22 protein-coding genes and 1 pseudogene are annotated in these 25,885 nt (G+C 41.7%); 16 read left to right on the top strand and 7 right to left on the bottom strand.

Annotated features, from left to right (window positions below; translation table 11 throughout):
- Positions 1 to 92: 92 nt before the first annotated feature.
- The 5 genes and pseudogenes from HWQ39_RS34230 to HWQ39_RS34210 all read left to right on the top strand — a co-directional run bounded on the left by HWQ39_RS34230 (position 93) and on the right by HWQ39_RS34210 (position 5,353).
- Positions 93 to 2,747 carry a TonB-dependent siderophore receptor gene (locus tag HWQ39_RS34230; protein ID WP_292854810.1) on the top strand — a complete coding sequence of 885 codons (2,655 nt, stop codon included), beginning with the start codon at positions 93 to 95 and terminating at the stop codon, positions 2,745 to 2,747.
- A gap of 36 nt (positions 2,748 to 2,783) precedes the next feature.
- A pseudogene (locus tag HWQ39_RS34225) lies at positions 2,784 to 3,164 on the top strand (TonB-dependent receptor); the annotation flags it as partial.
- A 30-nt stretch (positions 3,165 to 3,194) separates the two neighbouring features.
- The gene (locus tag HWQ39_RS34220) at positions 3,195 to 4,286 is read left to right on the top strand and encodes a PepSY-associated TM helix domain-containing protein (protein WP_366932335.1); all 1,092 of its coding nucleotides are present in this window, start codon (positions 3,195 to 3,197) and stop codon (positions 4,284 to 4,286) included.
- Positions 4,287 to 4,313: 27 nt separating this feature from the next.
- On the top strand, positions 4,314 to 4,655 hold the full coding sequence (locus HWQ39_RS34215) for a hypothetical protein (protein WP_292854808.1): 342 nt from the start codon (positions 4,314 to 4,316) through the stop codon (positions 4,653 to 4,655).
- Between the two features lie 26 nt (positions 4,656 to 4,681).
- On the top strand, positions 4,682 to 5,353 hold the full coding sequence (locus tag HWQ39_RS34210; protein WP_292854805.1) for a DUF6745 domain-containing protein: 672 nt from the start codon (positions 4,682 to 4,684) through the stop codon (positions 5,351 to 5,353).
- 42 nt (positions 5,354 to 5,395) lie between these two features.
- On the opposite strand, the gene dcd is transcribed toward HWQ39_RS34210, so the two are convergent.
- Positions 5,396 to 5,965 carry a dCTP deaminase gene (gene dcd, locus HWQ39_RS34205; RefSeq protein WP_292854847.1) on the bottom strand — a complete coding sequence of 190 codons (570 nt, stop codon included), beginning with the start codon at positions 5,963 to 5,965 and terminating at the stop codon, positions 5,396 to 5,398.
- 338 nt (positions 5,966 to 6,303) lie between these two features.
- Positions 6,304 to 6,840, bottom strand: coding sequence for a P-loop NTPase family protein (locus HWQ39_RS34200; RefSeq protein WP_292854802.1), 537 nt, complete (start codon positions 6,838 to 6,840; stop codon positions 6,304 to 6,306).
- A 345-nt stretch (positions 6,841 to 7,185) separates the two neighbouring features.
- Between HWQ39_RS34200 and HWQ39_RS34195 the strand changes: the two genes are divergently transcribed.
- From HWQ39_RS34195 to rnhA, 7 genes are all read left to right on the top strand, one after another.
- Positions 7,186 to 7,809 carry a nucleoside monophosphate kinase gene (locus tag HWQ39_RS34195; protein WP_292854800.1) on the top strand — a complete coding sequence of 208 codons (624 nt, stop codon included), beginning with the start codon at positions 7,186 to 7,188 and terminating at the stop codon, positions 7,807 to 7,809.
- A 160-nt stretch (positions 7,810 to 7,969) separates the two neighbouring features.
- Positions 7,970 to 8,713 (top strand): ribonuclease PH, encoded by a 744-nt coding sequence (gene rph / locus HWQ39_RS34190; RefSeq protein ID WP_292854797.1) that lies wholly within the window; start codon positions 7,970 to 7,972, stop codon positions 8,711 to 8,713.
- A gap of 273 nt (positions 8,714 to 8,986) precedes the next feature.
- Complete coding sequence (gene pgl / locus HWQ39_RS34185; RefSeq protein WP_292854795.1) at positions 8,987 to 9,709, top strand: 6-phosphogluconolactonase; 723 nt, start codon at positions 8,987 to 8,989, stop codon at positions 9,707 to 9,709.
- Positions 9,710 to 9,941: 232 nt separating this feature from the next.
- Complete coding sequence (locus tag HWQ39_RS34180) at positions 9,942 to 10,808, top strand: FHA domain-containing protein (RefSeq protein WP_292854792.1); 867 nt, start codon at positions 9,942 to 9,944, stop codon at positions 10,806 to 10,808.
- 340 nt (positions 10,809 to 11,148) lie between these two features.
- Positions 11,149 to 11,892, top strand: a complete 744-nt coding sequence (locus tag HWQ39_RS34175; protein ID WP_292854789.1) for a M50 family metallopeptidase — start codon at positions 11,149 to 11,151, stop codon at positions 11,890 to 11,892.
- A 191-nt stretch (positions 11,893 to 12,083) separates the two neighbouring features.
- Positions 12,084 to 12,338, top strand: coding sequence for a hypothetical protein (locus HWQ39_RS34170; RefSeq protein WP_292854786.1), 255 nt, complete (start codon positions 12,084 to 12,086; stop codon positions 12,336 to 12,338).
- Positions 12,339 to 12,462: 124 nt separating this feature from the next.
- Positions 12,463 to 13,371: a ribonuclease HI gene (gene rnhA / locus HWQ39_RS34165; protein WP_292854784.1), complete on the top strand. Its 909-nt coding sequence runs from the start codon at positions 12,463 to 12,465 to the stop codon at positions 13,369 to 13,371.
- Positions 13,372 to 13,413: 42 nt separating this feature from the next.
- Here rnhA and cruG read toward each other — a convergent pair whose 3' ends face one another.
- Together cruG and cruF are read right to left on the bottom strand one after the other, a co-directional pair.
- On the bottom strand, positions 13,414 to 14,610 hold the full coding sequence (gene cruG / locus HWQ39_RS34160; RefSeq protein WP_292854781.1) for a 2'-O-glycosyltransferase CruG: 1,197 nt from the start codon (positions 14,608 to 14,610) through the stop codon (positions 13,414 to 13,416).
- Positions 14,611 to 14,759: 149 nt separating this feature from the next.
- Complete coding sequence (cruF, locus tag HWQ39_RS34155; protein ID WP_292854779.1) at positions 14,760 to 15,668, bottom strand: gamma-carotene 1'-hydroxylase CruF; 909 nt, start codon at positions 15,666 to 15,668, stop codon at positions 14,760 to 14,762.
- A 409-nt stretch (positions 15,669 to 16,077) separates the two neighbouring features.
- Between cruF and HWQ39_RS34150 the strand changes: the two genes are divergently transcribed.
- A complete protein-coding gene (locus HWQ39_RS34150) occupies positions 16,078 to 16,527 on the top strand; it encodes a hypothetical protein (protein WP_292854776.1) in 450 nt (149 codons plus the stop codon).
- 180 nt (positions 16,528 to 16,707) lie between these two features.
- On the opposite strand, the gene HWQ39_RS34145 is transcribed toward HWQ39_RS34150, so the two are convergent.
- Entirely contained in the window at positions 16,708 to 17,481 is a 774-nt protein-coding gene (locus HWQ39_RS34145; protein WP_292854773.1) for an MlaE family lipid ABC transporter permease subunit, read from the bottom strand.
- A gap of 694 nt (positions 17,482 to 18,175) precedes the next feature.
- On the opposite strand from HWQ39_RS34145, the gene HWQ39_RS34140 reads away from it, so the two are divergent.
- Positions 18,176 to 18,478 (top strand): hypothetical protein, encoded by a 303-nt coding sequence (locus HWQ39_RS34140; RefSeq protein ID WP_292854771.1) that lies wholly within the window; start codon positions 18,176 to 18,178, stop codon positions 18,476 to 18,478.
- Between the two features lie 368 nt (positions 18,479 to 18,846).
- On the opposite strand, the gene HWQ39_RS34135 is transcribed toward HWQ39_RS34140, so the two are convergent.
- Entirely contained in the window at positions 18,847 to 19,113 is a 267-nt protein-coding gene (locus HWQ39_RS34135) for a hypothetical protein (RefSeq protein ID WP_094348752.1), read from the bottom strand.
- Positions 19,114 to 19,806: 693 nt separating this feature from the next.
- Positions 19,807 to 20,187 carry a hypothetical protein gene (locus HWQ39_RS34130; protein ID WP_292854766.1) on the bottom strand — a complete coding sequence of 127 codons (381 nt, stop codon included), beginning with the start codon at positions 20,185 to 20,187 and terminating at the stop codon, positions 19,807 to 19,809.
- Positions 20,188 to 20,595: 408 nt separating this feature from the next.
- Here HWQ39_RS34130 and HWQ39_RS34125 point away from each other — a divergent pair, with 408 nt between their 5' ends.
- Both HWQ39_RS34125 and HWQ39_RS34120 read left to right on the top strand, forming a co-directional pair.
- Positions 20,596 to 24,150: an NB-ARC domain-containing protein gene (locus tag HWQ39_RS34125; RefSeq protein WP_292854764.1), complete on the top strand. Its 3,555-nt coding sequence runs from the start codon at positions 20,596 to 20,598 to the stop codon at positions 24,148 to 24,150.
- A 370-nt stretch (positions 24,151 to 24,520) separates the two neighbouring features.
- Positions 24,521 to 25,843: a hypothetical protein gene (locus HWQ39_RS34120; RefSeq protein WP_292854761.1), complete on the top strand. Its 1,323-nt coding sequence runs from the start codon at positions 24,521 to 24,523 to the stop codon at positions 25,841 to 25,843.
- Positions 25,844 to 25,885: the final 42 nt, after the last annotated feature.

The following is a 25,885-nucleotide window of genomic DNA, read 5'->3' as shown; positions in this document are numbered from 1 at the left end:
GACTCATTTAATTCCTCTAATCTCAATTTTAAGTTTATTCAGAAATCTTCTCAAGAAAGAGAGTTTTGGTTACTGGAGTGTGGGGAATAATTGTGAAGAGTCAAGAGTTGTCATCTAATATTTGGCTGTGGTTGGTAATGAGTTTTCTGCCATTGTTGATGGCACAATCTGTACGGGCAGAAGTGAAGCAGAATGAGCCAGCAGTAATTACAACAATTAAACAACTGAGCGAGATTGAACGTCCAGCCACGAATGTTAGCGAGTTGTTTTCGCAATCGTCAACACCTGCAAGTGAAATCGTGCAAGTGACGGCAGTGAAGGCAAATCCTACCGCCAAAGGTGTGGAGGTGATTCTACAAACTACCAAAGGTGAGCAGTTAAAAATTACAAATCGCAGTGCTGGGAATAGTTTTATTGCTGATATTCCTAATGCCCAGCTACGCTTACCATCAGGAGAGGCATTTACATTCCGTTCGGAAAAACCACTTGCGGGAGTTACTGAAATAACAGTAACAAATTTTGACGCTAACACAATTCGGGTGACAGCGATCGGTGAGCTTGCCTTACCGACTGTCGAGTTATTTGACAGTGATGAAGGTTTGATTTTTGAGTTGACAACTGCTGCATCTACTGCACAGCAGCCACCCCAAACACAACGAACACCTGAACTAGAACAACCAGCGAACCAAACGCAACCAGAGCAACCATCAGCGCCGGGTGAGGAGCCAATTGAGTTGGTCGTGACAGGTGAGCAAGATGGGTATCGTGTGCCTGATACCTCGACTGCTACGAGAACTGATACGCCTATCCGCGATATTCCTGCCTCGATTCAGGTCATCCCGCAACAAGTGCTAAAGGATCAACAAATTACACAAGTTCGGGAAGCCGTTTCTAACGTTAGTGGAATAACTGCTGGACCCGGTGGTTCTCAAACTACCTTTGGTGAAAGTTTCATTTTACGAGGATTTGCAGACTCCTCTGATTCTAGTACTTTTATTGATGGTTTTAACAGGAATAACGTTCTTAGTCGCAGTCTGGATGTAGCGAACATTGAACAACTTGAAGTTCTTAAAGGACCAGCATCTGTCCTTTATGGGCAAGGTGATCCGGGGGGAATTCTCAATATTGTAACTAAGCAACCTCTTGCAACACCTTATTATGCTGTTGAAGGAACCATTGGTAACTTTGATTTTTACCGTCCCACGTTGGATCTTTCCGGTCCCTTAAATACTGACAAAACGATTCGCTATCGCTTGAATATGGCGTATGAAAACTCTAGTAGCTTTGTGGACTTTGTGAAAACGGAGCAGGCATTCATTGCACCTGTTATCAGTTTTGACCTGGGGAAGAATACCACCCTGGTTCTAGAAGGTGAGTATCTCAATACCTCCAAAGTAGAGTACCTGGGTATTCCAGCAGTAGGTTCACTATTACCCAATCCCCTTGGCAGAGTTCCCCGCTCTCGGTTTATCGATGACCCAGATTTTAAATTAGAACGGGATTTTGTCGGGCTTGGATACCGTTTACAACACAAATTCAGTGACAATTGGTCAATTCGTAATGCGTTTAGAGCAGAGCTGGAAGATTATAATGAGACATTTGATTATAGTTTAGGACTACGATCAGATAATCGAACAGTGGATCGTGGCGCTAGATTTGATCAGGCTAGGTCACGGAATTACAATCTACAAACTGATGTAATTGGGAAAATTCAAACTGGCATCGTTAAGCAGGATTTGCTATTTGGCTTGGAATTAGGTAGGACTAATTACATCCGAAAGACATTCAGTCCAACGCCCACTTTGCCACCCATCGATTTGTTTAATCCAAATTATGACCGACCTTCAATTCAATTTGATACAAAAACATCAGACACAGAAAATCCTCAAAATTTGATCGGTGTCTATACCCAAGATTTGATCTCAATTGGAGATAAGTTAAAGATTTTGCTAGGTGGACGCTTTGATTTTGTAGACACCTCCTATGAGGATACAGTAGGTGGTATCTCACGCAATCAACAAGATACTGCCTTCAGCCCTCGTATTGGCATTGTTTACCAACCCATTCAACCAGTCTCTTTATACGCCAGCTATAGTCGCTCATTTCAACCCTCTCCTGCTTTCTCCAGAAATGCCGATGATACTCCGTTTGAGCCAACTAAGGGTGAATCATTTGAAGTCGGGGTGAAGAGTGACTTTTTCGATGGCAGACTGTCCGCAACGCTAGCAGCTTACCAAATTACCAAGCAAAATATTGTTGTAGACGATCCAGCTAATCAGGGATTTAGCCTTCAGATTGGTGAACAACGCAGTCGAGGCATTGAACTAGATGTCGGCGGTGAAATCTTGCCGGGATGGAAAATCATTGCTAGTTATGCCTATATTGATCCGGAAATCACTGAAGATACCAGACCAGAGTACAAGGGGAATGAACCGAGTAATGTTGCTCGAAACAGTGCAAGTTTATGGACAACCTATGAAATTCAAACTGGAGATTTAAAAGGGTTGGGATTTGGCGGGGGATTATTTTTTGTCGGGGATAGACAGGGAGATTTGGAGAATACATTCACGTTGCCCAGCTATGTGCGAACCGATGCAGCCATTTATTACCGCCGTGACAATTGGCGAGTTGGGCTGAATATCAAGAACTTATTTGATGTTTATTACTTTGAAAGCGCCGATAGTATAGACAGTGTGTATCCTGCCGCACCGTTTACTGTTTTGGGAACAGTTTCAGTGCAGTTTTAAGTCCCGCTAAAGGGTAATTAGTGTTTGGATTGAGCGATCGCAGGTTATGCTTACACGGATGCCACAATAACCAAAGACGAAACTTACACACCAGGTAATTACCTCAACAATGTCCCAAAAAATAGTTTCAATTTGTGGACGAAGTATGAAATTCAATCTGGTAGTCTCAAAGGACTTGGCTTTGGTTTGGGATTATTTTATGTAGGCGATCGCCAAGCAGATTTAGAGAATTCCTTTGAACTGCCGAGCTATTTCCGTACTGATGCGGCCATTTTTTATAAACAAGGACAGCTCCGCGCACAGGTCAATTTCAGAAATTTGTTTGATGTGGATTATTTTGAGTCTGCTCGTAGCATTTTGCGTGTTTATCCTGGCGAGCCGTTCACCGTGCAAGGCACGATTTCGTGGGAGTTGTGATTGCAATTTCAGGTCATTTACGTCATATTTATGATCAAACAATTTAAATTACGCCCAATAGTATTTAGCTTACATCGGTATATTGGTTTAGCTATAGGACTGCTATTAGTTATAGCTGGCTTAACAGGTAGCCTGTTGGTATTTGCAGATGAGATCGACCACTTCTTATTGGCTCGCCAAATCGGACATGTCATTCCTCAAGGACAACAAGTTTCCATTGAGTCAGTGCTGAATACCGTTAAGACAGCTTACAGCAACCACCCAGAACTCAAAGTTGAGCGGATCTATACACTACCAGAACCAGATGTTCCTTACCAAATCTGGCTCCGTTCTTCTGAAGGTGAACGAACAGAAATCAACGTTAATCCCTACACAGGTGCAATCATGGGTAGCCGTGTGTTGGAGAATACGCTGAAGTCACTCACACTGAAATTACACTACGAACTCTTTGCTGGCGATGTTGGAATTCAAATAATGGGGGTAGTGGCGCTGTTACTATTTATCCTTTGCATTACGGGGATTATTCTCTGGCCTGGGTGGAAAAGGCTGATTTCTGGCTTCAAAATTAAATGGAATGCACATCCACGACGAGTCAACTTTGACATCCATAAAGTCTTAGGGATTATACTAGCTGTTTTTTTAGGATTAATTAGCTTCACCGGCTTCTGTTGGAATTTTTATGATTTCACACAATCTATAATTTATGCACTTACCTTTACTCCCAATACATCTAACCTTGTTTCCCAAAATATTACTGGTAAATCGCCGCTTAATGTAACACAACTGCTGCAAAAAGCAGATGCGGCATTACCAGATGAAGTTACAACTTACGTTTTGCTACCGATAAAACCGGAAGATGCGATCGCAGTGGGCAAAAAACTACCCCAGGAAAGCTGGAAGTTCGGCTACAGCCAGATTTATCTAGATCAGTATACAGGTGAGATTTTGCGACTGAAGCATGGGTTAAAAGCACCTCTAGGTGAGAGAATTTGGGATTCCTTTGGAGCACTGCATTATGGCACTTTTGGCGGTTTACCAACACGTATTCTGTATGTGTTTGTCGGAGTTGCACCGCTCATTCTATTTATTACCGGTTTTGTGATGTGGCGGTATCGTTATTGAAAAAATCTACTTTGTTATCATAGAAAAATGTTTAACAACAGCAATAACTCCCAAGCTAACCAAAGTAGTGTTCTCTACAGACATGGCGACGTTCTGATCAAACGTATTGTTACCTTACCTGTCGCTGCTCAAAAGCGCGTGGGGGCTACTCTCGCTCATGGTGAAATCACAGGACACAGCCATCGCATTCAGCAATCCAATGCTGTTCAGTTGTGGGCGCATGGTAGTGAACTTTTTCTTGAGGTTAAAGAACCGAGTGCTACTTTAGTTCATGAAGAACATCGGGCGATTGAATTACCCCAAGGGCTTTACCGCGTCTGGAAACAACGTGAATATCGCCCTGATACTTATGTAGAGGTGATGGACTAATGCTTAAGATGATGTCAAATGGACGCGTGCCAAATAAACCAGTTTTGCAGCGCCCCAAGGAAAGTCACCAGCCTATATCGGCTGAAGTTGCTCGAAAACTTATCCTTGAGCATCGCGCCTGGGATGGTATGCATGTTTTGGGTCATCTAGATTTAAGCAGTGCGTTGGATCTTTACAATCTACCTGAAAATCTAACCTGTGAAAGTATTGATATCAGCGATTGTGTAAACCTCACTACCCTTCCCAAAGGACTCCATGTTACTTATTGGATCGAGTTGGCGGGAAGTGGAATCACCAGTCTATCTGCGGGGCATGGTTTTGTCTTACGCTGGCGAGGTGTGCAGGTAAACGATCGCATTGCCTTTGAATCCCAGTCAATCACCGGGCAGGATATTCTCAATATAGAGAATGTTGAGTTGCGCCGCGTACTGATTGAACGTTTGGGATACGAAACATTTTTGCAGCAAGTGGGAGGATTGATCCGCGATCGCGATCGAGACGCTGGTGGAGAACGCCAACTAGTCTACATTCCTTTTGAGGATGACGAGCCGCTTATGGTCTTGAAAGTTACTTGTCCCTCTACAGGACATATTCATATCCTGCGTGTTCCACCTCATATGCAAAGTTGTCGTCAGGCAGCCGCCTGGATTGCAGGCTTTGATAATCCAGATGATTATAACCCTGCGATCGAGGCTTAACAATCCATCTTACTGCTGTGATTTCATTGCCAAAGTCCCAATTTATACCTTTGCCAACGTCACGATTTCTAGCTGATCCTGATATTTTCCCTGGCGAGTTTCATAATTAATAGCGCAGGGTTCACCTTCTAAAAATAGTAATTGCACCACGCCTTCATTAGCGTAAATGCGACAGTCAGCACTAGAAGAATTAGAAAACTCTAAAGTTAAATGACCCCGCCATGCAGCTTCAGCAGGTGTTAGATTTGCAATTATTCCACATCTTGCATAAGTAGATTTACCTATGCAAATCACAGTAATATTCTCAGGAACCTCCAGTTTTTCAAGAGCAACCCCCAGACCATAGGAATGGGCAGGTAAAATAAAATAACTACCATTGGCATCTGTGTGCAGTGCTGTTGGTTCTAGATTGTGGGGATTAAAGTTTTTGGGATCAACTACAGTTCCGGGAATGTGGCGGAAAATGCGGAACTCAGCCGAAGAAAGGCGTATATCGTAGCCATAAGAAGATAAACCATAGCTAATTACAGGTTGAACCGCTACAGACTCATCTTTTTGCACTTTTCGGATTAAACTTGGCTCAAAGGGCGAAATTAGACCCTGTTGAGACATTTCAGTAATCCAGATATCGTTTTTAATCACAACTTCACAGCTAATTCAAACCGAATTACTAGAATATCCTGAATTGAATAAGTAGTTATATAAAATTAAAAATCCATTGTCATTGCGAGTGTAGCGCAGCGAAACGTAGCAATCCCGAACTCTTGCGATTGCTTCTCTACAATGACGCTCCACAAACACTTTGTACCCTACGGGTTCTCCGTTCGCGTAGCGTTCCGTAGGAAAGGAGTACGCAATGGCATATAGCGTTTCTTGACAAGCGTAAGGTACACAATCGCAAAACTTTGGTAAAAAACTACAGTTCTCAAGTTAGATGAGGTTTATTTTGTTTAAGGTCGATAGCTCCGGCGGATTTCTGTAATTTGATCTGCTACATCCAAGAGAGATTTGGGCATCTCTGGCCCTGTAAGAATGATATCGACGTGGGGAGGGCGTTTTGCTAAAAATGCTAAAACTTCCGTTTCAGGAATTAAACCAAAGTTAATCGCTAAACTTAACTCATCTAACACCACGAGAGAATACTTACTCTCACACACTACTTGTTGTGTATACTGCCACAGCTTTTGTAATGCTTGGTTTTCTGTATCGTCTAAATGTGGTGTATCGATACAACGAGGCAAATCACAGCGAATCCAATCTAAATTTTGTCCTAGTTGTACAGGTCGATCCTGTCCTTGACGAATCCCTCCTTTGAGGAACTGGACTATTAATACTGTTGTTCCTTGTCCAGCTATTCTCAGTGATTGAGCTATGACGCTCGTAAAAAAATTGCGATGGGAGCTAGTGAAAACTTGTACTAGCCCTTCAACTGGATATGGTAGGGTAAGGGTTGAATTGATACTTTGAGTTTCTAGCTGGGCAACCATAATATTAAGTATTAAAAAATACAATAAATTAAGAGTTAATACTAAGAAAATTTTTGTCAATTTGCGTGTATAATCAATCTGTTTTTCACAGGTGTGGTGGATTTGGCAAATTGCATTCTTAGTCAAACATTACGTTTGTGTTCAAGTCAAGAGTTATTTTAATTTAAATTTTTTGTCTTCATCTCCGAAAGAAGTTGTAAAAATGAAAACATAATAGGTACGGATCCAATTATTTAAACAAGTTGGATGGAACGTCTGAAAATCGCTAAATGTTAGATTTGCCACTTATTTGGGCAAAACAGACTTAGTTAGTAGCGAATTTGACAGGATGAGGAGTAAATTGTTGTGAGATTGGTGATTCTGGGAGGTTCAGGATCGGGGAAAAGCACTCAAGCACAAAGGCTTTGCAGATACTTTGATATTCCTCTGATTTCTACAAGTGAGATTTTACGGGAAGCAATATCTGGCGATCAGCGCCTACCGGAATTTCGATGGTTGGAAGGCGATCCCCGAACTTCTCTTTCGGTTTACGCTAGCTTGAGTGAACTAGGCTACCACGCACAACCCTACATACAAAAAGGTGAGTTAGTTCCCGATGAAATGATCGTTGAATTGATCAGAATACGCCTCAGACAACCAGATATTAACTGCAATTGGGTGTTAGAAGGTTATCCCCGTACTGCCTTCCAAGCTGAAGAATTAGATTTTTTATTGGATGATTTAGGGCAAAAGCTAGATTGGGCAATTTATCTCCAAGTTCCAGAAGCGGTAATGGTTAGTCGATCCTTGGGGCGATCGTTACCAGATGACCAACCAGAAATCGTGCAGCGCCGTGTAGAATTATTCTACGATCGCACCATTCCCATTTTAGAATACTACGACCGCCGTCGCTGCTTATTGACCATCAACGGCGACCAGTCACCAGAAATGGTGCAGCAAAATATTTTGACTCTGCTTTCAGTTCCTTAAATAAAGAAGCAGGGGGAGCAGAGGGGCAGGGGAGGCAGGGGAAGAAAAACCATTGATTATGCCTAGTCCCCAATACCCAGTCCCCAGTCCCCAATCCCCAGTAGATTTACAACACTAAGGTAATCTATAAGGCAGTACTGTAAAACTTGAGGCAACTCCAATGGCTTGGCAGCGTCCTGATGGTCGTCTTCCCTACGAACTACGTCCAATCAGCTTTTACCCCAACTTCACCCGCTTTGCCCCTGGTTCTGTTCTCGCAAGATGCGGTGATACTCAGGTACTTTGTACTGTTAGCGTTAATAAGGGAGTTCCAAAGTTTCTTGAAGGAACTGGTAAAGGCTGGTTAACTGCTGAGTACCGGATGCTACCATCTGCTACCCAAAAACGGCAAGAAAGGGAATTATTGAAATTATCTGGACGGACGCAAGAAATTCAACGTCTAATTGGACGTAGCTTACGCGCAGCAGTGGATTTTGAGGCATTGGGAGAACGCACGCTGACTGTTGATGCTGATGTGTTGCAAGCGGACGCCGGAACTCGGACAACAGCTATTACAGGCTCGTTTGTGGCGTTGGCTCATGCGGTTTCTAAATTGTTGCAAGAGGGCGTGTTGGAGCGATCGCCTTTATCTGGTCAGGTGGCAGCAGTTTCCGTAGGATTACTGGAGGGAGAGCCATTTTTGGATCTAAATTATATCGAAGATGTGGCTGCAACAGTAGACTTTAATGTGGTCATGAATCAACACCTGGGAATCATTGAAGTCCAAGGAACAGCCGAAGAAGGCAGCTTTAGCCGCACTCAGTTGGATCAACTACTAGATGTGGCTCAAAAAGGAATTCAAGAATTGTTAATTGCCCAACGTGAAGCGATCGCAGATTGGGAAGCATTGTTTGTGATTAATTAGTTTTATTAATTTTTAATAAGAATTAATAAATGTATCCTTTGTGGCGTCAATCAACCAAGTATCAAGTAACTGTATGTAAATAAAAATAATCATGACTGCGATCAGTAGTTAATGCAACTTACTACTGACAACTTACGCTTGAAGGTGATAATGAGCGTCTACATTTTTCCAGTCTACTTAATCCACGATGTTAAATGTTTCAAAAGTTAAAAAGGGGGATTGTAATAAGTTCGGTATGGTATTGCTGGAAGCCAGTAATATGATGATGAAGCCATGAACAAAACTGTTGAAGTTCTACCGGATCAGCCGGCGCTGGTTGCACGAGCGCTAGAATTAATTCTGTCTAAGCTAGAAACTGCCATTGAGCAACGTGGGCAGTTTACCATCGCCTTGTCTGGTGGTAGTACACCTAAACCGTTATACGAAGCGATCGCTACTCAAAAACTACCTTGGGATAAAATTCATATATTCTGGGGGGATGAGCGCTACGTACCACCAGATCACCCCGATAGCAATGAACTGATGACGCGTCGTGCATGGCTAGATCGAGTTGATATCCCAGCAGCTAACATTCACCCCATACCAACTTTAGAAGCTAATCCAGAGCTATCTGCTGCGAAGTATGAACAACATCTCAAAGAATTTTTCAATTCTTCTGGGGTTGAGTTTCCTGCGTTGGATGTAATATTACTAGGAATAGGTGATGATGCACATACTGCATCTTTGTTTCCCCACACAGAAGCTCTCAAAGTACGCGATCGCCTAGTGACTGTGGGTAACAAAGACGGAAACCCCAGGATCACTTTCACATACCCCTTCATCAACTCTGCTCGCAGCATAATTTTTCTGGTTGCTGGTGCTAATAAACGACCAGCTTTAGCGCAAATCTTTGCACCTGTGGCCGATGATTTCACTTACCCATCCCGCTTAATTCGGCCCCAAGGAGAACTTTGGTGGCTGCTGGATGCAGCAGCAGGTTTGGAACTTCAACATTAAACTTGGGAATTGGGCATTGGGCACAAGAGGCAGAGGTGCGGAGGGGCGGAGGGGCAGAGGGGAAAAACTTACTGAACTTTCTCCCCTGCTCCCCTGCCCCCCTCCTCCCTGCGTAAGAGTGTCCAATTCATTGTTTCATTTGCAGTAATTGCTAGAATCTAAAGTTAGGGCCGCCCTCTGCTTGCCAGTCCTACCTATATTTATGATGATCTTGAACAAAGGCTAAATATCGATGATCGTCTGCCCTAATTGCAATCATCCCAACCCTGATGGTGCTGTCCAATGTGAAGCTTGTTATACACCGTTACCCGCGACTACTAATTGTCCCAGTTGTGGGGCAAGTGTGCAGGCAGATGCTGCATTTTGCGGTCAGTGTGGCTATAACCTTCACTCAGCAGGAGTTCCACACGTTCATACCGCAGTAGCTACAACAGTCACTCCAGATATTTCTGTGGAAGTACCGCCGTTAGTACCACCCGATCCACTGCTAGAACTTTTACAACCAAATGCTTTGGGAATTAGCGAATCTACTAACTCTCGTCCCCCTGAATCATCTTTACCACCAACAGAGGTAGCAGTTCCCCCAGAACCAGCGCCACAGATACCTGTTACACCAACCAGCCCGCCCGAACCAGCGCCAACCATCGCAATTCAACCTGTAGTTTCTGTACAAAGTATTCCTACTCCACCACCTTTGGAACCAGAACCGACCTCTGAAGCCGAAGTATCCCCGCCACTAGCGACAACTGCCGCTAGAACGCAATTGCAGCAGGTTACAGCGCGGTTAATCCACGTTCAAAGCGATCGCTTAATTGAATTGCCGCAAAATTTCTCTGTGGTTCATATCGGTAAACCTAATGACCGGATTCCCCCTGATATAGATGTTTCAGGATTTACTAATTCAGAAATTGTCTCGCGGATTCATGCAGATATTCGCGTCGAGGGAGATGCTCACTATGTAGAGGATGTGGGAAGTTCTAATGGCACTTATATTAATAATTTGCCACTTTTACCAGGCAACCGTCATCGCTTGCGACCAGGCGATCGCATCAGCTTAGGTAAAGGAGACTTGATGACATTCCTCTTTCAACTTGCTTAACTGATTTTCGCTTAATTGTGACATTCGTCTAAGTATTTGCCGCCTATCCTCCAGCATCGCTTTTGGAGGAAAAACAAATAAACTGCATCAGACAAGCGACGGATGGCTATGTTGCTCTTGATAGCACCATAGGTTACAGCCGTCGCTTCGATGTGCGAATTGTTGCATTTCTCAGCAACCCTAATATTTCAATAATTACATTAGGATAGATGAAAATACACCGTCAAAATTTTGGATTTTAGATTGAAGGAATAATCTAAAATCCAAAATTAAATGCCCCACGAATTAATCTGGGGAATAATCTAAAATCTAAAATCTAAAATCTAAAATCAAGTGTCCTATGAGGGAATCAAGTAAAAATTTTAAAACCTTACTTACCAAAGAAGCCCCGCCAGTTGTTGAACGTATGGGGCTTACCTGGCTAGTTGCAGCAGCGATCGCAACTGCTTTATTGTGGCAAGTACCAGGAGGTGACTATATCTTATACCCATTTACAATTCTGGCAACTTGGTTTCATGAAATGGGTCACGGCTTAATGGCACTGCTATTAGGGGGACAGTTCCAAAAATTAGAGATTTTTAGCAATGGTTCCGGTGTCGCAACTTATGGCATCCGGTCGTTATTGGGGCCAATTGTCCCGGCAATAATCGCCGCCGCAGGCCCAATGGGGCCACCTATTGCCGGTGCAGCTTTGATTCTAGCTTCCCGCAGTTTTACAGCAGCAACCCTCTGTTTAAAAATATTAGGGAGTTTTTTGCTATTTTCGACATTAATTTGGGTGCGTTCCTGGTTCGGATTAGTGGCAATTCCCTTACTGGGTTTAATAATCTTAGGTATCGCCCTGAAAGCACCTCGTTGGGCGCAAGGTTTTGCTATTCAATTTCTGGGTGTGCAAGCTTGTGTAAGTACGTACCATCAACTTGATTATCTATTTAGCAGTTCGGCTGGCCCCCTTGGAATCTCTGATACAGCACAAATGCAGCGGTATTTACTTTTACCTTACTGGTTTTGGGGCGGGTTAATGGCGATCGCATCTCTGGTGATTTTAATCCAAAGTCTCCGCCTTGCTTATCGCTCTAAGTAATGAGTAAGAAGCACCATTAAAAAGCAATTGAATCTTTAGCTCAAAGAATTACCGAACATCAAGAAAAGATTAGACTGGAATCAGAAAATAGTTTTCCTGACGAAGGTTTAATTAAGCATTGGGAAAAAGAGATTTGTGCTTTTGACAAGGCAATCCAACAAGCGGTAAAAGATTGGGACAATAACTAAATTATGCAGATTAGCGATCGCCCTCTTGCAGTCACCAATTCAACCCTCAGTACCTTGATTGCTGAATTAGGTACAGAATGCCTGAAAGTACAAGCCTTAATTAACCAGTTACAGTTAACTAGTTTAACTGCTAACCAACAAGCTGAAATTCTAGCAGAACTTCTAGCTGCTGCGGTTCATCTGTATAATCATTGTGACGAAGATTTTCAGACGCTAATTACTGAAGAAATGGAAAATTTGCCTGATGATGAGGATTGAAGAAAAATTCCGAAGTCACAATTCAGGAGTCAGAATTAAGAATTTTTATCAGTATAATAGCCTGCATGTTGTTCAAAAATTCGCCGCTAATAACTATTGCCTTCGCGCTTCGATACTTCTAAGCATGTCCACCCAACCCACAATTCAAAGCATATACACCGATGGTGCTTGCACCGGTAATCCTGGCCCTGGCGGTTGGGGTGTAGTCGTCTATTTCAACGATGGCTCAATCCACGAAATAGGTGATGCCTCCCCTCATACCACTAATAATAAAATGGAGATGCAAGCTGCGATCGCCGCCCTTCAATTTCTGCAAACATCTCAACAAGCACAACCAATCACCCTTCATACGGATAGCGAATACCTGATTAACTGCGTTACCAAATGGGTGAAAGGCTGGAAAAATAAAGGCTGGAAAAAGTCAGATGGTAAACCCGTCCAAAACCAAGACCTTTTAGAAATCTTAGATGAACTCAATACCCAACAAGTAAAATGGCAACACGTCCGGGGACATTCTGGTAACATAGGTAACGAACGTTGTGATGCGATCGCTCGCACTTATGCAAGTGGCAAAACCCCTACTCTACAACAATTATCTTCCACAGATTTTTATAAATCTTTACCTTCCACAAATGAACTAAATGTAGCAAAAGTAGCTGATTATGAAAAAAACTCTAGAATAATTAACCAAAGTCCGCAAGAAATCAGTACTTCTGCACCAGAAATAACCGTTATGGAACCATCAACAGGGCCAACTGCGGCCGTAACCGATGAAAAAGCGCCAGAAATGAGGGTTTCGCAACTCCGCAGCTTGGTCGAAACTCTGCGTATAGCTGACGAAATTTCTGAAAAAGGCTACTTAATCACCAGTTCTGAGTTAGCAGACTTGATGGATGTCCACGCCAGCGCTGTCACCAGTCGTGGAGATCAATGGCGCTGGCGAAACTGGATAGTGTCACGAGTACGCCGTGAAGGAAATCAAATTCTTTGGGAATTGGAACGCGGGGATCAAGTAGGAGGGGAAGAGGACTAGGGAGTTATGAGTTATGAATTTTTAACTCCTAACTCCTCACTCCTAACTATACTTGCGTCCTCGCCATTCGCGCGGCGTGTGGAATGCAGATAAGAAGATTCGCAGTACAGCGAAGGGATCGGCCAAAGGTGAAAGCCAGAATAACCAGCTGCCTTTAGCGTTTGTGCGATCGTAGGAAGGTGCGATCGCTATCAGCATAGCAAAGCGAATTACCACCAGGAATAAATTCAGTCCCAGCAGCAAGAGTGGGGGAGCGGCCAAATGTGAGAGTGGGGTAGAAATCAACAAAAAAGTGAGAACAATTAATAGGGGTAGACCTTGAACAGATGTGAGTAGCCATAAATCTCCCCACAACTGAGAACGAGAAGTTGCATCTTTGAGATCGAGACTCCGCCCCCATTCTTTCCACGTCTCCATCGCCCCTTCATACATGCGTACCTTCAACACTTTTGCGCCATCTAAAAAGCCCACCTTATAACCTTGGATAGCAATATTGCGTGCCAAAGTGACATCATCACAAAAAGAATTACTCGCACTGCTATAACCACCCACAGCAGCTAGAACGGAGCGACGACACAAAAAACACTGCCCATTTGCCATTACCCGTTCTGGTTGCTCTGTATTGATCCCCGCTGGGTCAAATCGATAAAGTAAAGTCATCAACAAAGCAGGTTGTAACCAGCACTCCCCAGGGTATTTAAGGATGAATTGGGGTGAAAGGGAAACAAGGTCATAGCCTTGTGCTTCGGCTGTCTTCACTAAACCAGCCACTAAACCAGGATGTGGTTGGATATCAGCATCCAACCCCAGAAACCACTGACTCGCTTCTGAGCTATATAGAAAACCATTATGCAACGCCCAAGGCCGCCCCACCCAACCAGAGGGTAAGGGATCATCTGTCATCAGGCGAAAGCGCGGATCTTTCTGCTGTGAGGCTTTTACCAAGTCGGGAGTGCCATCACTGGACTTACTGTCTACAACCATAATTTCCCGAACTTCATAGCTTTGCTGACTTAAACCAGCCAACAGAGGGCTAATGCGAAGCGCCTCATTGAGTGTAGGAACGACGATGCTAACCTTACCCAAAAGCTCTAGTGTTGGCTGTTGGGGTTCTATTGGAGGATGGCGTCTTGGCCCCTTTAATAGGCGCGAAAACAGAATCGCCGTTGCTGGTAATTGGATAAGTAGTAAAAAAAAGGAAATGGCGCTTTCTAATATCAAAGCGTTGTCATTATTCATTATTCATTGGGCATTATTGGGCATGGGGCATTGGGTATGGGCATTGGGGACTGGGTAATATCAATAGTTTTTCTCCCTCTGCCTCCCCTGCCTCCCCTGCTCCCTCATCTCCCCAATCCCCAGTCCCCAGTCCCCAATCCCAAATAGACTTATTTCAAGGCAACTTCAACCTTGGCTACTGATACTTCTTTAGTTACTGGTTCAAAAGTAACTTCAGCAGGTGTTGTTGAACTCCTTAACCACAGCACCACGGCAGGAGTTACACCTAGCAATAAACCGAGTAACACAGGGATAGAGAACCCAGCTGCCAAGCTAAGACCGGCGGCGAAGGCAAAGTTAGTTAAATAAACTACTAAAGGCAGATTAAGTTGCGATCGCTCTAATTTAATCGAGGTATTTCTCCACAATAATCCTGCCACACTCATAAACAGGGCGCTAGTACCAAACCAACCTGCATAGTTCTGGTAAGGTGTCCCAAAAAATGCTCCTGGTTGTTCCCAATACCAGAAGGGCAAAGAAGATTGACTCATAGCTGGCTCAAGGGCAAAATCCCAGCAAGTGAAGAGTAAAGCACCAACAGCTATAGCAGCAATATGGCGTCCCCAACTGGGTTTTTGAGCTACTTTCAAACCAGTTCTAGCAATTAAGTAAGACGACAGCCCAACATAGAACCAAGATAAGGGAATTGTGAAAGGAACTAACCCCCCAATCTTATAACCCAAGCCACTCAAGTAACTATAATCACCAAATGGAAATCCTGTACTAGTTCCCAGTAGTTCACTCCCCAAGGAGATAAACACAGCCGGCAACATAAATGCTAGCCAAGTTCCTAATCCCAACGTCCGGTAAGCATAAATAGAGACAGCTATTGTCCCCAAAATGATATCCACGACACCACCGCCAGCCATACTTAACTCTATGGCGGTTTCTCCAACCTGCGATGAGTTTAAAATTATTTCGGCATTAGGTACGACCAGTAGCATCCCTACTAGTCCAAAGGCTTTTGACACGATATGACCAATGAGGCATACGCGTTCAGCAATAACAAGTTGTCTCATGATAATTCCTTAAACAAGATGTGACACGCGGCTACTCGGCTGCTAACAGTTTACAAATCTTTAACAACATATTTAACTACTTTGTACCGCAATTATCGACAAACTTGTTTGGCTTTGTTGGGAACAGCATAACAGCCTATTGATTGAAGCTATAAAAAATATGATTATAGACTTACCAGTTTAAGCTATATAACCAAAATCTACATAATTTCATCTGCAAAAACTTCTGCTTTATTGTCTCATTGATACCCACATCCTGAAAAACTCCTTTTATACTGGGATATCCTTGAGGAAGGACAGCCATCATAAACTGAGCAAGCTCTCAAGCAAAATCAAGTCTTGAGTTACTACACTTAGTTATTGTTAGTTATCGAATAAAATCTTGACCCTGTACTAGGAATATTAACCCATGTCAATTTTGAAAAGAGTTCCTTGGGTCTCCCTGGCGCTAGTACTGCTTAGTTATAGTACTCTGGGCTGGGTAATATCTGAAACTCGTGCCCCTCTGTTTGTGTGGGTGGTAACTGTAGTTGCTATCTTGCTTTTAATCGTAACGTTGACCGCTCCTTGGCCTAAGATGATATACTACTACAGTATTTTACTTAAATCAAATACCAGGACTTTTGGTGTTGCCGTCTTAGCAGCTTTTTTATTTTTTATCATGATTGCCTGGTTTCGGGTATTTCTTGATACCTTACTAATCATTTCAGCGACTATATTAGTCAGGATAGACTTTCAAAGAGCGGGTCTTAGGGAAGGGTTAGCCTTTTCCACTGCGTCTATCTTTTCATTGGGAGGTTTAGCTTTGGGTGGCCTAATTTATAAGTTAATATATTCCCACATTTCCCTAACGTCATAAAGTCTACCCAAAAAAGCTAGCGATACCTGCTGCGGGTTGTGCCAACGATTCAAAATCAGTATTACTTTTGAACCTCACGCAATCTTGAGTCGTGTGAGGTTCAATATTTTGGTTGGGGTCTGAATCCACGTACTTATCTTAAGAGACTCCGATCCCCAATCCCCAGTTCAATACTTAGGTTCAAAATGCAGGCTGTTCAAACAGCAGTAGAGAGAGGAAAAAATCCATAATAAAAATTGATACCCAACTAGTAACAACTGCTATTGTGGCAGATTCTCCTACTTCCTTTGCTCCCCCTCTAGTAGTTAAACCCCAACTACAGCCAATGATGGCAACTAGCATTCCAAAAACAAACCCTTTTAGCAAAATAATAAACAAATCTGACGGTTCTAAAAAATCTCTGACTGATTCTAAAAATGTTTCGGGAATAATTTGGTAAAACTGTGAGGCGGCAAAAATTCCGCCGATGATGCCTGTAACTAAAGCTAAAATCGTCATCAAAGGCACCATCAAACAACAAGCAATTACTCTAGGAAGTACTAGATAATCAATTGGATCAGTTTTGAGCATATAAAGTGCATCAATTTGCTCGGTGACTCGCATTGCACCTATTTCTGCTGCAAAAGCAGAACCTACTTGTCCTGCCATGATACTAGCGGTCAAAATTGGAGCTAATTCTCTACAAAAAGCTAAGGCAAAAGCACCTCCCACTGCATCGACAGCCCCAAATTTGACTAATTCCCTCGCCGTCTGAATAGTAAAAATCATTCCGGCAAAACCACTGACAAGAAGAACTGGAGAGATAGAACCTGGCCCAGCAGTCACGAGATGTTGCAGAATCTTACGATAGTAAGTTTTTCCTTGGAGTAAATGTAGCCACACCTGACCAAAGAGCAGTATTGCCGCAAAACAGCGTGTAATCCAAGATTGCTCAAAATTTCTTTTTGGTTGCAATTTTATAGTCCTTACGACTGACTTTTTTTGCACATTCTGTTATTTCAACTTTCCAAAATAAGACTACAGATATAAACGATAAAAACCCAGCTAGGTGTAATCTGACTTTCTCAATTACGTAGATGCACAAAATGTGGCTTCCCGTTCGCGTAGCGTCTCCTGTAGGAGAAGGATATTACGAATTGGTATTAGGGTATGGTACATGAACAGATGCACTAGATGTCTACCTTCAAAGTGGAGGAGGTGTTTGAGCATGGTTCAATTTAGCTTATGAAAGTTGAGCGGAAAATAGCATTTATGGTTGTATCAGCCTTTTTGCTAGGGCGTGTCATATTTTTTGTGCTAGGGAACATGCAATCTCTGGTCTGTCAAACTAGGAAAATTCGTAAGGGCACAGTATTGCTCATACGTGTCAACTTAAGCTGAAACTCCTTTAAAATCTCGTTTCCAGCCGGAGGCTGGAAATGCTGCTCCTGGTGGCTCTGCCGCCAGTAAAGAGAGACGGAGCCTCAAAGACAAGCATTCCCAGTCAGAGACTGGGAACGAGGCAATCTAAAAGCTAGTTCTAGACTTGCTTTCACGTTAAGTTGACACCAATGAGCATTGCTGTGCCCCTACCCCGTGGTCTATTTACCTGAAAATAGCTGTAATTAAATAATTTTTTATGGACAGAATTAGATACATAATATTTTTAATGTTACTATTAATACCATTTCTGTTAGTGGTACATCCGGCTTTTGCAGATGTATGCCGCAATTACGATGTCTACGATGGGCTACACCTACGTCACCAGATTTGCATTCTCAGTATCAGCCGAAGTGCAAAAAATTATTGGGAATATAAGGCAGCCATTAGTGTAGATGGAGTAAAAAGACCTACCGAGGTTTACAATTGCCGTGAGCGATTCAAGGTTCAACAGGGTGGAACTGTTTTGCCCTTTGAGCAAAAAGGCCCTGGTGAGATGATATGTAGCTTTTTTAATTCTTCTCGGCGGTAAACACGCGGCAGATAATGAAGACGGTGAAACCTAGATAAGCGAATACTGTTAGCCATTCTTGCCAGGCACTAAATGCATTGTTCATCAGCAAAAGCCGGAAAATTAATATTTTTCAATCCTACATGCTGATGTGACCAGTTGGTTGCTGTATTTTGGGAGATAAAATAAGGGTAGTCAAAAATTCTTAGCTAATTTTCCGGAATCGATCGCAACTGGGTGGTAGTACATATCAGAGCATCGATATTATACTGAACTTCTATAACAAACCTTCGGGGAATATAACCCCATTGTTTCCACCCAAAACCCGGTCATGATGACCGGGTTTTGGTTTTGCTTCTATTTTAAGTTTTGTGAACTAGTTCAGATATTCATTTAGGCTTGTCTTGACTATCATTACATTTTGCACTATCTAAGCTGTCTGGGATTTCTGAATCATCCAAATTTTTAGACTTATTAATATTTTCTTGGGACTTAGTTGTGCCAAAAAAATAAACAACTGCAATTTTTACAATATCAAAGTATGCAGGGCGATTACTCTGATCAACAATTGCTAAGGAAAGCGAACCTGCTACTAAAATCACTAATATAGGATGAAATTGTTCTTGTCCAGAAAAATTATTGTATTTTTTTGTCATTCTTACTTTCGTCTCCCATTTATAATTTATTGGTTAATTGGTTGCACAAAATTCATGTATTAGCTTGGTAAAATCTTCTAGCAGATTCTCAATAGTGCAAGGGATAATTAGAGACAAAATTTTTACGGCTCTAAAAAGCTTTGCAAAGAAATTCAGACTTTCACACTGATGCAATATTGTTGATTGAGAGTGAGCGAGGATATTAGTTGAGAATGACGTAAGATGTGAAAGTCGAATATTAGTTGTGAGATATTAACGAACAGATTCAAAGATTACTGTCGTCAAGATTAAGCAAAGAAGAATCAGCCCACACCGGAAAATAACCCAATATAAAACAAAGGGTAGTAGATTCATCACAATATGTGAACTTCCAAAAATCGCTGACATAAGGTAAGCGATCGCTAGACCAAATAATCCGAGCGCAAAATATTTAAGAAACCGGGAAGTTAAACGAAATAAAAAGCTGTGACGATTCGTATCCATATTTTCCTCCTGATAAATTAATAAAAAACAACAGGGTTGACGTGGCACTTTTTAGCACCATATCAACCCTGCTGTAGTCTTTTCTAGACTCTCTTGGGCTGGAAAACTATTCACTTGTTAACCTCAATAACGAAAACAATTTTCTACTGCTTCTCTAAAGCTTGAGGTGAAATCAGTGCTTTTGATAATTGCTTAAAAAAACAACCAAACTTAGTCAATATCCAACAATTCAGATACCATCCAGCCAAATATCGGCGCGGTATTTCCCTTCTTGCATTTAGAAAAGTCTAGGCTGAGTAGTCCAAACCCTTTCTTTAACAATCCCCTCAATCCCACTCGAAAGCGATCGCGATAGATAGATACCTGACTTTGCGTATCTGTTGGTAACTCCTCTAAATACCTATTTAGATCCGCATGAACGCAACGAAAAGAACCTCGAAAAGAGATGACACGCACTTCAAACTCATCGGTTCCGATCTTGCGGATACTCACTTCAATTATTCCATCCTTGCAAGTGTGACAAGCAAGAATGTCTTTCTCAAGTAAATCAAATAATTCCTGAGCAGAATTTGAAACGTCAGGTGTTGGCATAGTGTGGGGTACCTCAGTGCTAGTTACTCAGCTATCCTCGCGATTCACACCTAATTTGTTATCGATTCTACATTTACTTTATTAATCTTGTCAATAAATTGATAGATGTAAATTGACAACTTGATAATTTAGAGTATAGTTTAGTAGTGTCTTGTCAATTCACTTTTCTGTAAGATGCTAGGCGATGTCCACGACGGGGTACGCCAACGCGCAGGACTGGAGACTGGGAAACCCGATAAATTTATCGAGTTTGTAGTTGAGTCCAATACAGACCTAACCCCCAACCCTTTCCCTACTAGCGTTGGGGAGTAAGAATAAAAAGAGAAGATTTGGGTATAAAGCAGTAGAAATATATCTCACATCTACCTCACATATCGATAAATAGTTTTGGCTGGAGAAATTTACTTCATGACGGAAATTCCTGAAAGTTTCTTGAGAGCGGTTACAGCCGAACACAATGTATCTGAGGCTGAGGTAAGTGCCTTACTTCTAGCTTTAGCTGGCCAAACGGCAGAATCTATTGCCACCACTCTCGAAATTAGTGCCGCAGCAGTGCGAAAGCGGCTTGGTTCGGTTTACCAAAAGTTTGACATTGCTGGGAGTACTCCTGGGAAATTAGAAGTGATCAGGAGTATCTTCCAGGAAAGATATCAGTTATCAACAGTAGTTAATACCTCATCCTGTTATGATTTTGGCGAAGCGCCTGATGTCCCCGTTTTCTTTGGGCGTGAGTCGGAGTTAGAGATTTTAGAGCAATGGGTAAATAAAGATCGTTCCCGATTGGTGGGAATATTTGGGATGGGGGGAATTGGGAAAACAGCGTTATCTATCAAACTGGCACAGAAAATTCAAGAACAGTTTGAGTATGTTATCTGGCGATCGCTACGTCATGCACCCTCTGTTAAGGAGATTTTTGCAGACCTGATTGAGTTTTTCTCAAAAAAAAATGAGCCTAAAGAAGTAGGAATTTCGCAATTGATTGCCTTTTTGCGGAAACATCGCTGTTTATTGGTACTGGATAATGTCGAGTCAGTTTTACTTGGAGGTGATTATGTCGGTCAATATCGAGAAGGATATGAAGAATATGGAGAATTTTTTCGACAAGTTGGGGAAGTGCCTCATCAAAGTTGTTTAGTCTTAACCAGTCGTGAAAGTCCTAAAGAAATTATCACCTTAGAAGGAAACAATCTTAAAGTTAAATCCTTGCAGCTAAGTGGGCTAAAAAACATCGCCGCAAAAAGTATATTTGTGGGCAAAGGTGATTTTTTGGGTTCAGAGAAAGACTGGAACAAGTTAATTAATCAGTATGCAGGTAATCCTTTAGCCTTAAAAATCGTTTCTAATACGATTCAAGAAGTTTTTGGTAGCAATATATCAGAGTTCATTAGTTGTGATATATCTGTGCTATTTGGGGATATCCGCAATTTATTAGAACAGCAGTTTAATCGGCTATCAAATTTAGAAAAAGAGATTTTATACTGGCTAGGAACTAATTGTAAACCTACTTCATTTGTCGAATTACAAGCAGATATTATTTCAACGACATCACAACCAGAATTAATTGAAGCTTTAGAATCACTGCGACGGCGATCGCTAATCTTTAACGAGAAGGGTTTGGCGAAATTTATGCTCCAAGCTGTAGTAATGGAATATATCATTAGTCAATTTGTTAATCAGGTTTGTGAAGAAATTCTTTCCGAGGTTACTCTAGAAAATATTTCCTTGTTAAAAAATCATGCCTTACTCAAAGCTCAAACAGAAGGAAAGACTAGAAATGCTCAAATCCGTTTAATTCTAGAACCAGTTATTGAAAAGCTAATTAATAAATTTGGCAATAAAGACCGGATTAAAGAACATCTCTTAAAAATTATAAAATTACTGCAAATAAACACTCTTTTGACATCCGGTTATGCTGGTGGAAATATTATTAACCTCCTTTGTCATCTAGGGATTGATTTAAGTGGATGTGATTTTTCTATTTTAAAGATATGGCAAGCATACCTAATCAATGTGAACCTGCATAATGTAAATTTTGCGAATTCCGACTTATCTAAATCTGTATTTACAGGAATATTCGATAGTATTTTATCAGTGGCATTTAATCCTGTAAATGTAGAAATTGTTGCTACAGGTGACGCTGATGGTCGGATTAGCTTTTGGCAAGCTACTTATGGTGAGCAACTATTTCATTGGAAAGCACATGCTAATTGGGTAAGAACTGTTGCCTTTAGCCCCGATGGTAAAACTTTAGTTAGTTGTAGTGATGACCATACTGTAAAACTCTGGGATGTTGCGAGTCAAAAACATCTCATGACTTTTGAAGAACATACTAGCTGGGTCAGGTCTGTTGTCTTCAGTCCTGACGGCAAAATTGTCGCTAGTGCTAGTAGTGATAAAACTATTAGACTCTGGGATCTGGATACCCAAAAATGTTGGAAAATTTTCAAGGGACATAGTAACTTTGTTCGTTCTGTTGCCTTTAGTCCTAATGGGAAAATACTCGCAAGTGGTAGTGCTGACCAAACTGTGAAGTTGTGGGATGTGAAAACAGGTAAATGTTTGAAAACTCTAGAAGGACATACAAAATTAGTCCAGTCTGTAGTTTTTAGTTCTGATGGAGAAATACTTGTCAGTTGTAGCGATGACAAAACTGTAAAACTTTGGGATGTTCAAACAGGGAAGTTATTAAAAACTTTAGAAGGACACACTAATTTAATCCATTCTATAGCCTTGAGTCCGATTTCCTCTTCACAAGGAGGAGAGATTATCGCCAGTTGTAGCGACGACAAAACGGTGAAACTCTGGGATATTCAAACGGGGAAATTATTAAAAACTTTAGAAGGACACAGTAATTCTATTCTGTCTGTTGCATTTAGTCCCGACGGAAAAACACTTGCTAGTGGTGGCTATGATAAAACCGTTCGGTTTTGGGAGATCGAAAATTATCAATGTATCCAAATTTTGCAGGGATATACCAATTGGGTACACGATCTAGCCCTGAGTCCAGATGGGAAAATAATTGCTAGTAGTAATGATGATAAAACCGTTAGGCTGTGGGATGTTCAGACTGAAGAATGTATCAGTACTTTGGAAGGACATGCTGGCCGCCTTTGGTCTGTTGCTTTTAGTCCGCTAGCTGGGGGGCTATTAGCTAGCGGCGGTGATGACCAAACCATCCGTATTTGGGATACTCTAAGTGGACAGTGCGTGAAAATTTTGCAAAATAGCGATCGCATCCGCTCTATTGCTTTTAGTTATGATGGTCAAATTCTAGCTAGTAGCAGTATTGACTGCAATATCAAATTCTGGAACATTCGTACTGGTCAATGCTTTGAAACATTACAGGGGCATACAAATTGGGTGCAGTCTGTCAGTTTTAGCCCTGATGATAAAATCCTCGCTAGTGGAAGTGACGATCAAACACTGCGGCTATGGGATGTTCATTCAGGGGAATGTATTCGGGTTTTAGAAGGACATACTATGCGAATATGGTCTGTTGCTTTTAGCCCCATCCTCCCTTCACAAGGAAAATTTGGAGGGCTATTAGCTAGTGGCGGTGATGACAAAACAGTACGGCTGTGGGATGTTCAAACTGGCGAATGTTGCAAAATTTTAGTCAATAACGATTGGATACGTTCTGTTGCTTTTAGTCCTGATGGTAAGCTTATTGGTTGTGCTTGCGTTAATCACACTGTAGAAATTTGGGATGTTGACACAGGTCAATGTCTGATTATTTTGCAAGGACATAATAATTGGGTTCGTTCTGTTACCTTCAGTGCAGATGGAACTTTGTTTAGTGGTTCCCAGGATGGGGCTATTAAGCAATGGAATGTCACAACTGGAGAGTGTATCAAAACCCTCATGCCAAAAAGACCTTATGAAGGAATGAATATCAAAGGTGTTTCCGGTTTAGGGGAAGAACAAAAAAATACACTTAAAGAATTAGGTGCTATTGAAAATTAATCGGTTAAGGAAAAATAACAACTATATTCTTTAATTGCACTCTTTCAAATGTGTATTAGTTTCTTATTGTTGAGTCTCATTATTTTTTTCTGAGGATTGCCATTATGCCAAATTATATCGGTCGGATAATTTTTCAAAACAAACTTGTTTCTACTATTGCGAAAGCACCACTATATTTGCCAGATACTTATCAATACGATTCGGATAAAACTCGATCCCCCAACCCCCAACAAATTGGCTTGTTCATAACGGTTCTATTTCCCCCTTAACAAGGGGGACAAAGGGGGATCTTTAAGGACTGTGTACCTTAACGAACTGTATTGAGATACTTCCAGTATTTTTATGTGAATTAAAAAAAAGTAATAATTAAATGTCGCAACTTAACCATAAAAAATTTGAATTATATGAAATTAAAGATATAGATCGCCTGCCTCAACTGCAACAATTTTCAACAGAAGACCGCTTGGCGATGAAAGCAGTTGCCCAAGTATTACCGTTTCGTGTCAATAATTACGTAGTAGAAGAACTGATTGATTGGGAGAAAATTCCCGATGATCCCATCTTTCGCCTCACATTTCCTCAAAAAGAAATGTTGACTCCTGAATCTCTAGACAAGGTTATTTGGCATCTGCAAAATTCTACACCAGAAGAACTGCGTCAGGTAGTAAATACAGTGCGATCGCAACTCAACCCACATCCAGCCGGACAGGCACATAATATTCCCACTTTAGATGGAAAACCAGTACCAGGAATTCAACATAAATATCCCGAAACAGTCTTAATTTTTCCGACAGCAGGCCAAACTTGTCACGCATATTGCACATTTTGTTTCCGTTGGCCCCAGTTTGTAAAAATGGACGGAATGAAATTTGCTACTCGTGAATCAGGACTTTTTCAAGATTATCTCCGCCAACATCAAGAAGTCACAGATGTTTTAATTACTGGCGGAGATCCAATGACAATGAAAGCTAAACATCTGGCTTTATATATTGAACCACTGCTAAATTCGGGTTTTGAACATATCCAAACAATTCGGATTGGGACTAAATCGGTAGCTTACTGGCCTTATCGCTTTGTTACAGATGAAGATGCTGATGATATCTTACGTTTGTTTGAGAAAGTAATTAGCTCAGGCAAACATCTGTCGATTATGGCACACTACGATCACCCGACAGAAATCAAAACTGAAATTGCTCAAACAGCGATCCAACGCATTCGTAGTACAGGCGCACAAATTCGCACCCAAGGGCCACTCATGCGGGGAATTAATGGTTCTCCACAAGTATGGATACAGATGTGGCAAGAACAAGTTCGCCTTGGTTGCATTCCTTACTATATGTTTATGGAACGAGATACTGGCGCAAAACATTATTTTGAATTGCCAATTGTTCGCGCTTGGGAAATTTATCAAACAGCAATACAAAAAGTATCAGGGTTAGCTCGCACCGCTCGCGGCCCAGTCATGTCAGCACTACCAGGTAAAGTTGCAGTGGATGGCGTAACTGAGATTTATGGCGAGAAAGTATTTGTACTTTCTTTTTTGCAAGGACGCGATCCCGATTGGTGTAAACGTCCTTTTTTTGCACGTTATGACGACAAAGCAACCTGGTTAACTGATTTAGTTCCAGCTATGGGAGAAAAGGAATTTTTCTATGAGAATAAATTAAAGGAAATTCTAAAAATACAAAGTTGAATTAGGGATTGGGGATTCAGAACCGTCACCAAATGGGAGAAT

The sequence above is a fragment of the Nostoc sp. NMS8 genome (assembly GCF_017115045.1).
Taxonomy (GTDB): Bacteria; Cyanobacteriota; Cyanobacteriia; order Cyanobacteriales; family Nostocaceae; genus Nostoc.
This window is presented reverse-complemented; position numbering and strand designations above follow the sequence as displayed.

Excerpts from the sequence above, each read along its gene's own strand:
- HWQ39_RS34220 (WP_366932335.1), top strand. The coding sequence starts at position 3,195 with ATGATCAAACAATTTAAATTACGCCCAATAGTATTTAGCTTACATCGG.
- HWQ39_RS34215 (WP_292854808.1), top strand. The coding sequence starts at position 4,314 with ATGTTTAACAACAGCAATAACTCCCAAGCTAACCAAAGTAGTGTTCTC.
- dcd (WP_292854847.1), bottom strand. The coding sequence starts at position 5,965 with ATGTCTCAACAGGGTCTAATTTCGCCCTTTGAGCCAAGTTTAATCCGA.
- HWQ39_RS34200 (WP_292854802.1), bottom strand. The coding sequence starts at position 6,840 with ATGGTTGCCCAGCTAGAAACTCAAAGTATCAATTCAACCCTTACCCTA.
- rph (WP_292854797.1), top strand. The coding sequence starts at position 7,970 with ATGGCTTGGCAGCGTCCTGATGGTCGTCTTCCCTACGAACTACGTCCA.
- pgl (WP_292854795.1), top strand. The coding sequence starts at position 8,987 with ATGAACAAAACTGTTGAAGTTCTACCGGATCAGCCGGCGCTGGTTGCA.
- HWQ39_RS34180 (WP_292854792.1), top strand. The coding sequence starts at position 9,942 with ATGATCGTCTGCCCTAATTGCAATCATCCCAACCCTGATGGTGCTGTC.
- HWQ39_RS34175 (WP_292854789.1), top strand. The coding sequence starts at position 11,149 with ATGAGGGAATCAAGTAAAAATTTTAAAACCTTACTTACCAAAGAAGCC.
- HWQ39_RS34170 (WP_292854786.1), top strand. The coding sequence starts at position 12,084 with ATGCAGATTAGCGATCGCCCTCTTGCAGTCACCAATTCAACCCTCAGT.
- rnhA (WP_292854784.1), top strand. The coding sequence starts at position 12,463 with ATGTCCACCCAACCCACAATTCAAAGCATATACACCGATGGTGCTTGC.
- cruG (WP_292854781.1), bottom strand. The coding sequence starts at position 14,610 with ATGAATAATGACAACGCTTTGATATTAGAAAGCGCCATTTCCTTTTTT.
- cruF (WP_292854779.1), bottom strand. The coding sequence starts at position 15,668 with ATGAGACAACTTGTTATTGCTGAACGCGTATGCCTCATTGGTCATATC.
- HWQ39_RS34150 (WP_292854776.1), top strand. The coding sequence starts at position 16,078 with ATGTCAATTTTGAAAAGAGTTCCTTGGGTCTCCCTGGCGCTAGTACTG.
- HWQ39_RS34140 (WP_292854771.1), top strand. The coding sequence starts at position 18,176 with ATGTTACTATTAATACCATTTCTGTTAGTGGTACATCCGGCTTTTGCA.
- HWQ39_RS34135 (WP_094348752.1), bottom strand. The coding sequence starts at position 19,113 with ATGACAAAAAAATACAATAATTTTTCTGGACAAGAACAATTTCATCCT.
- HWQ39_RS34130 (WP_292854766.1), bottom strand. The coding sequence starts at position 20,187 with ATGCCAACACCTGACGTTTCAAATTCTGCTCAGGAATTATTTGATTTA.
- HWQ39_RS34125 (WP_292854764.1), top strand. The coding sequence starts at position 20,596 with ATGACGGAAATTCCTGAAAGTTTCTTGAGAGCGGTTACAGCCGAACAC.
- HWQ39_RS34120 (WP_292854761.1), top strand. The coding sequence starts at position 24,521 with ATGTCGCAACTTAACCATAAAAAATTTGAATTATATGAAATTAAAGAT.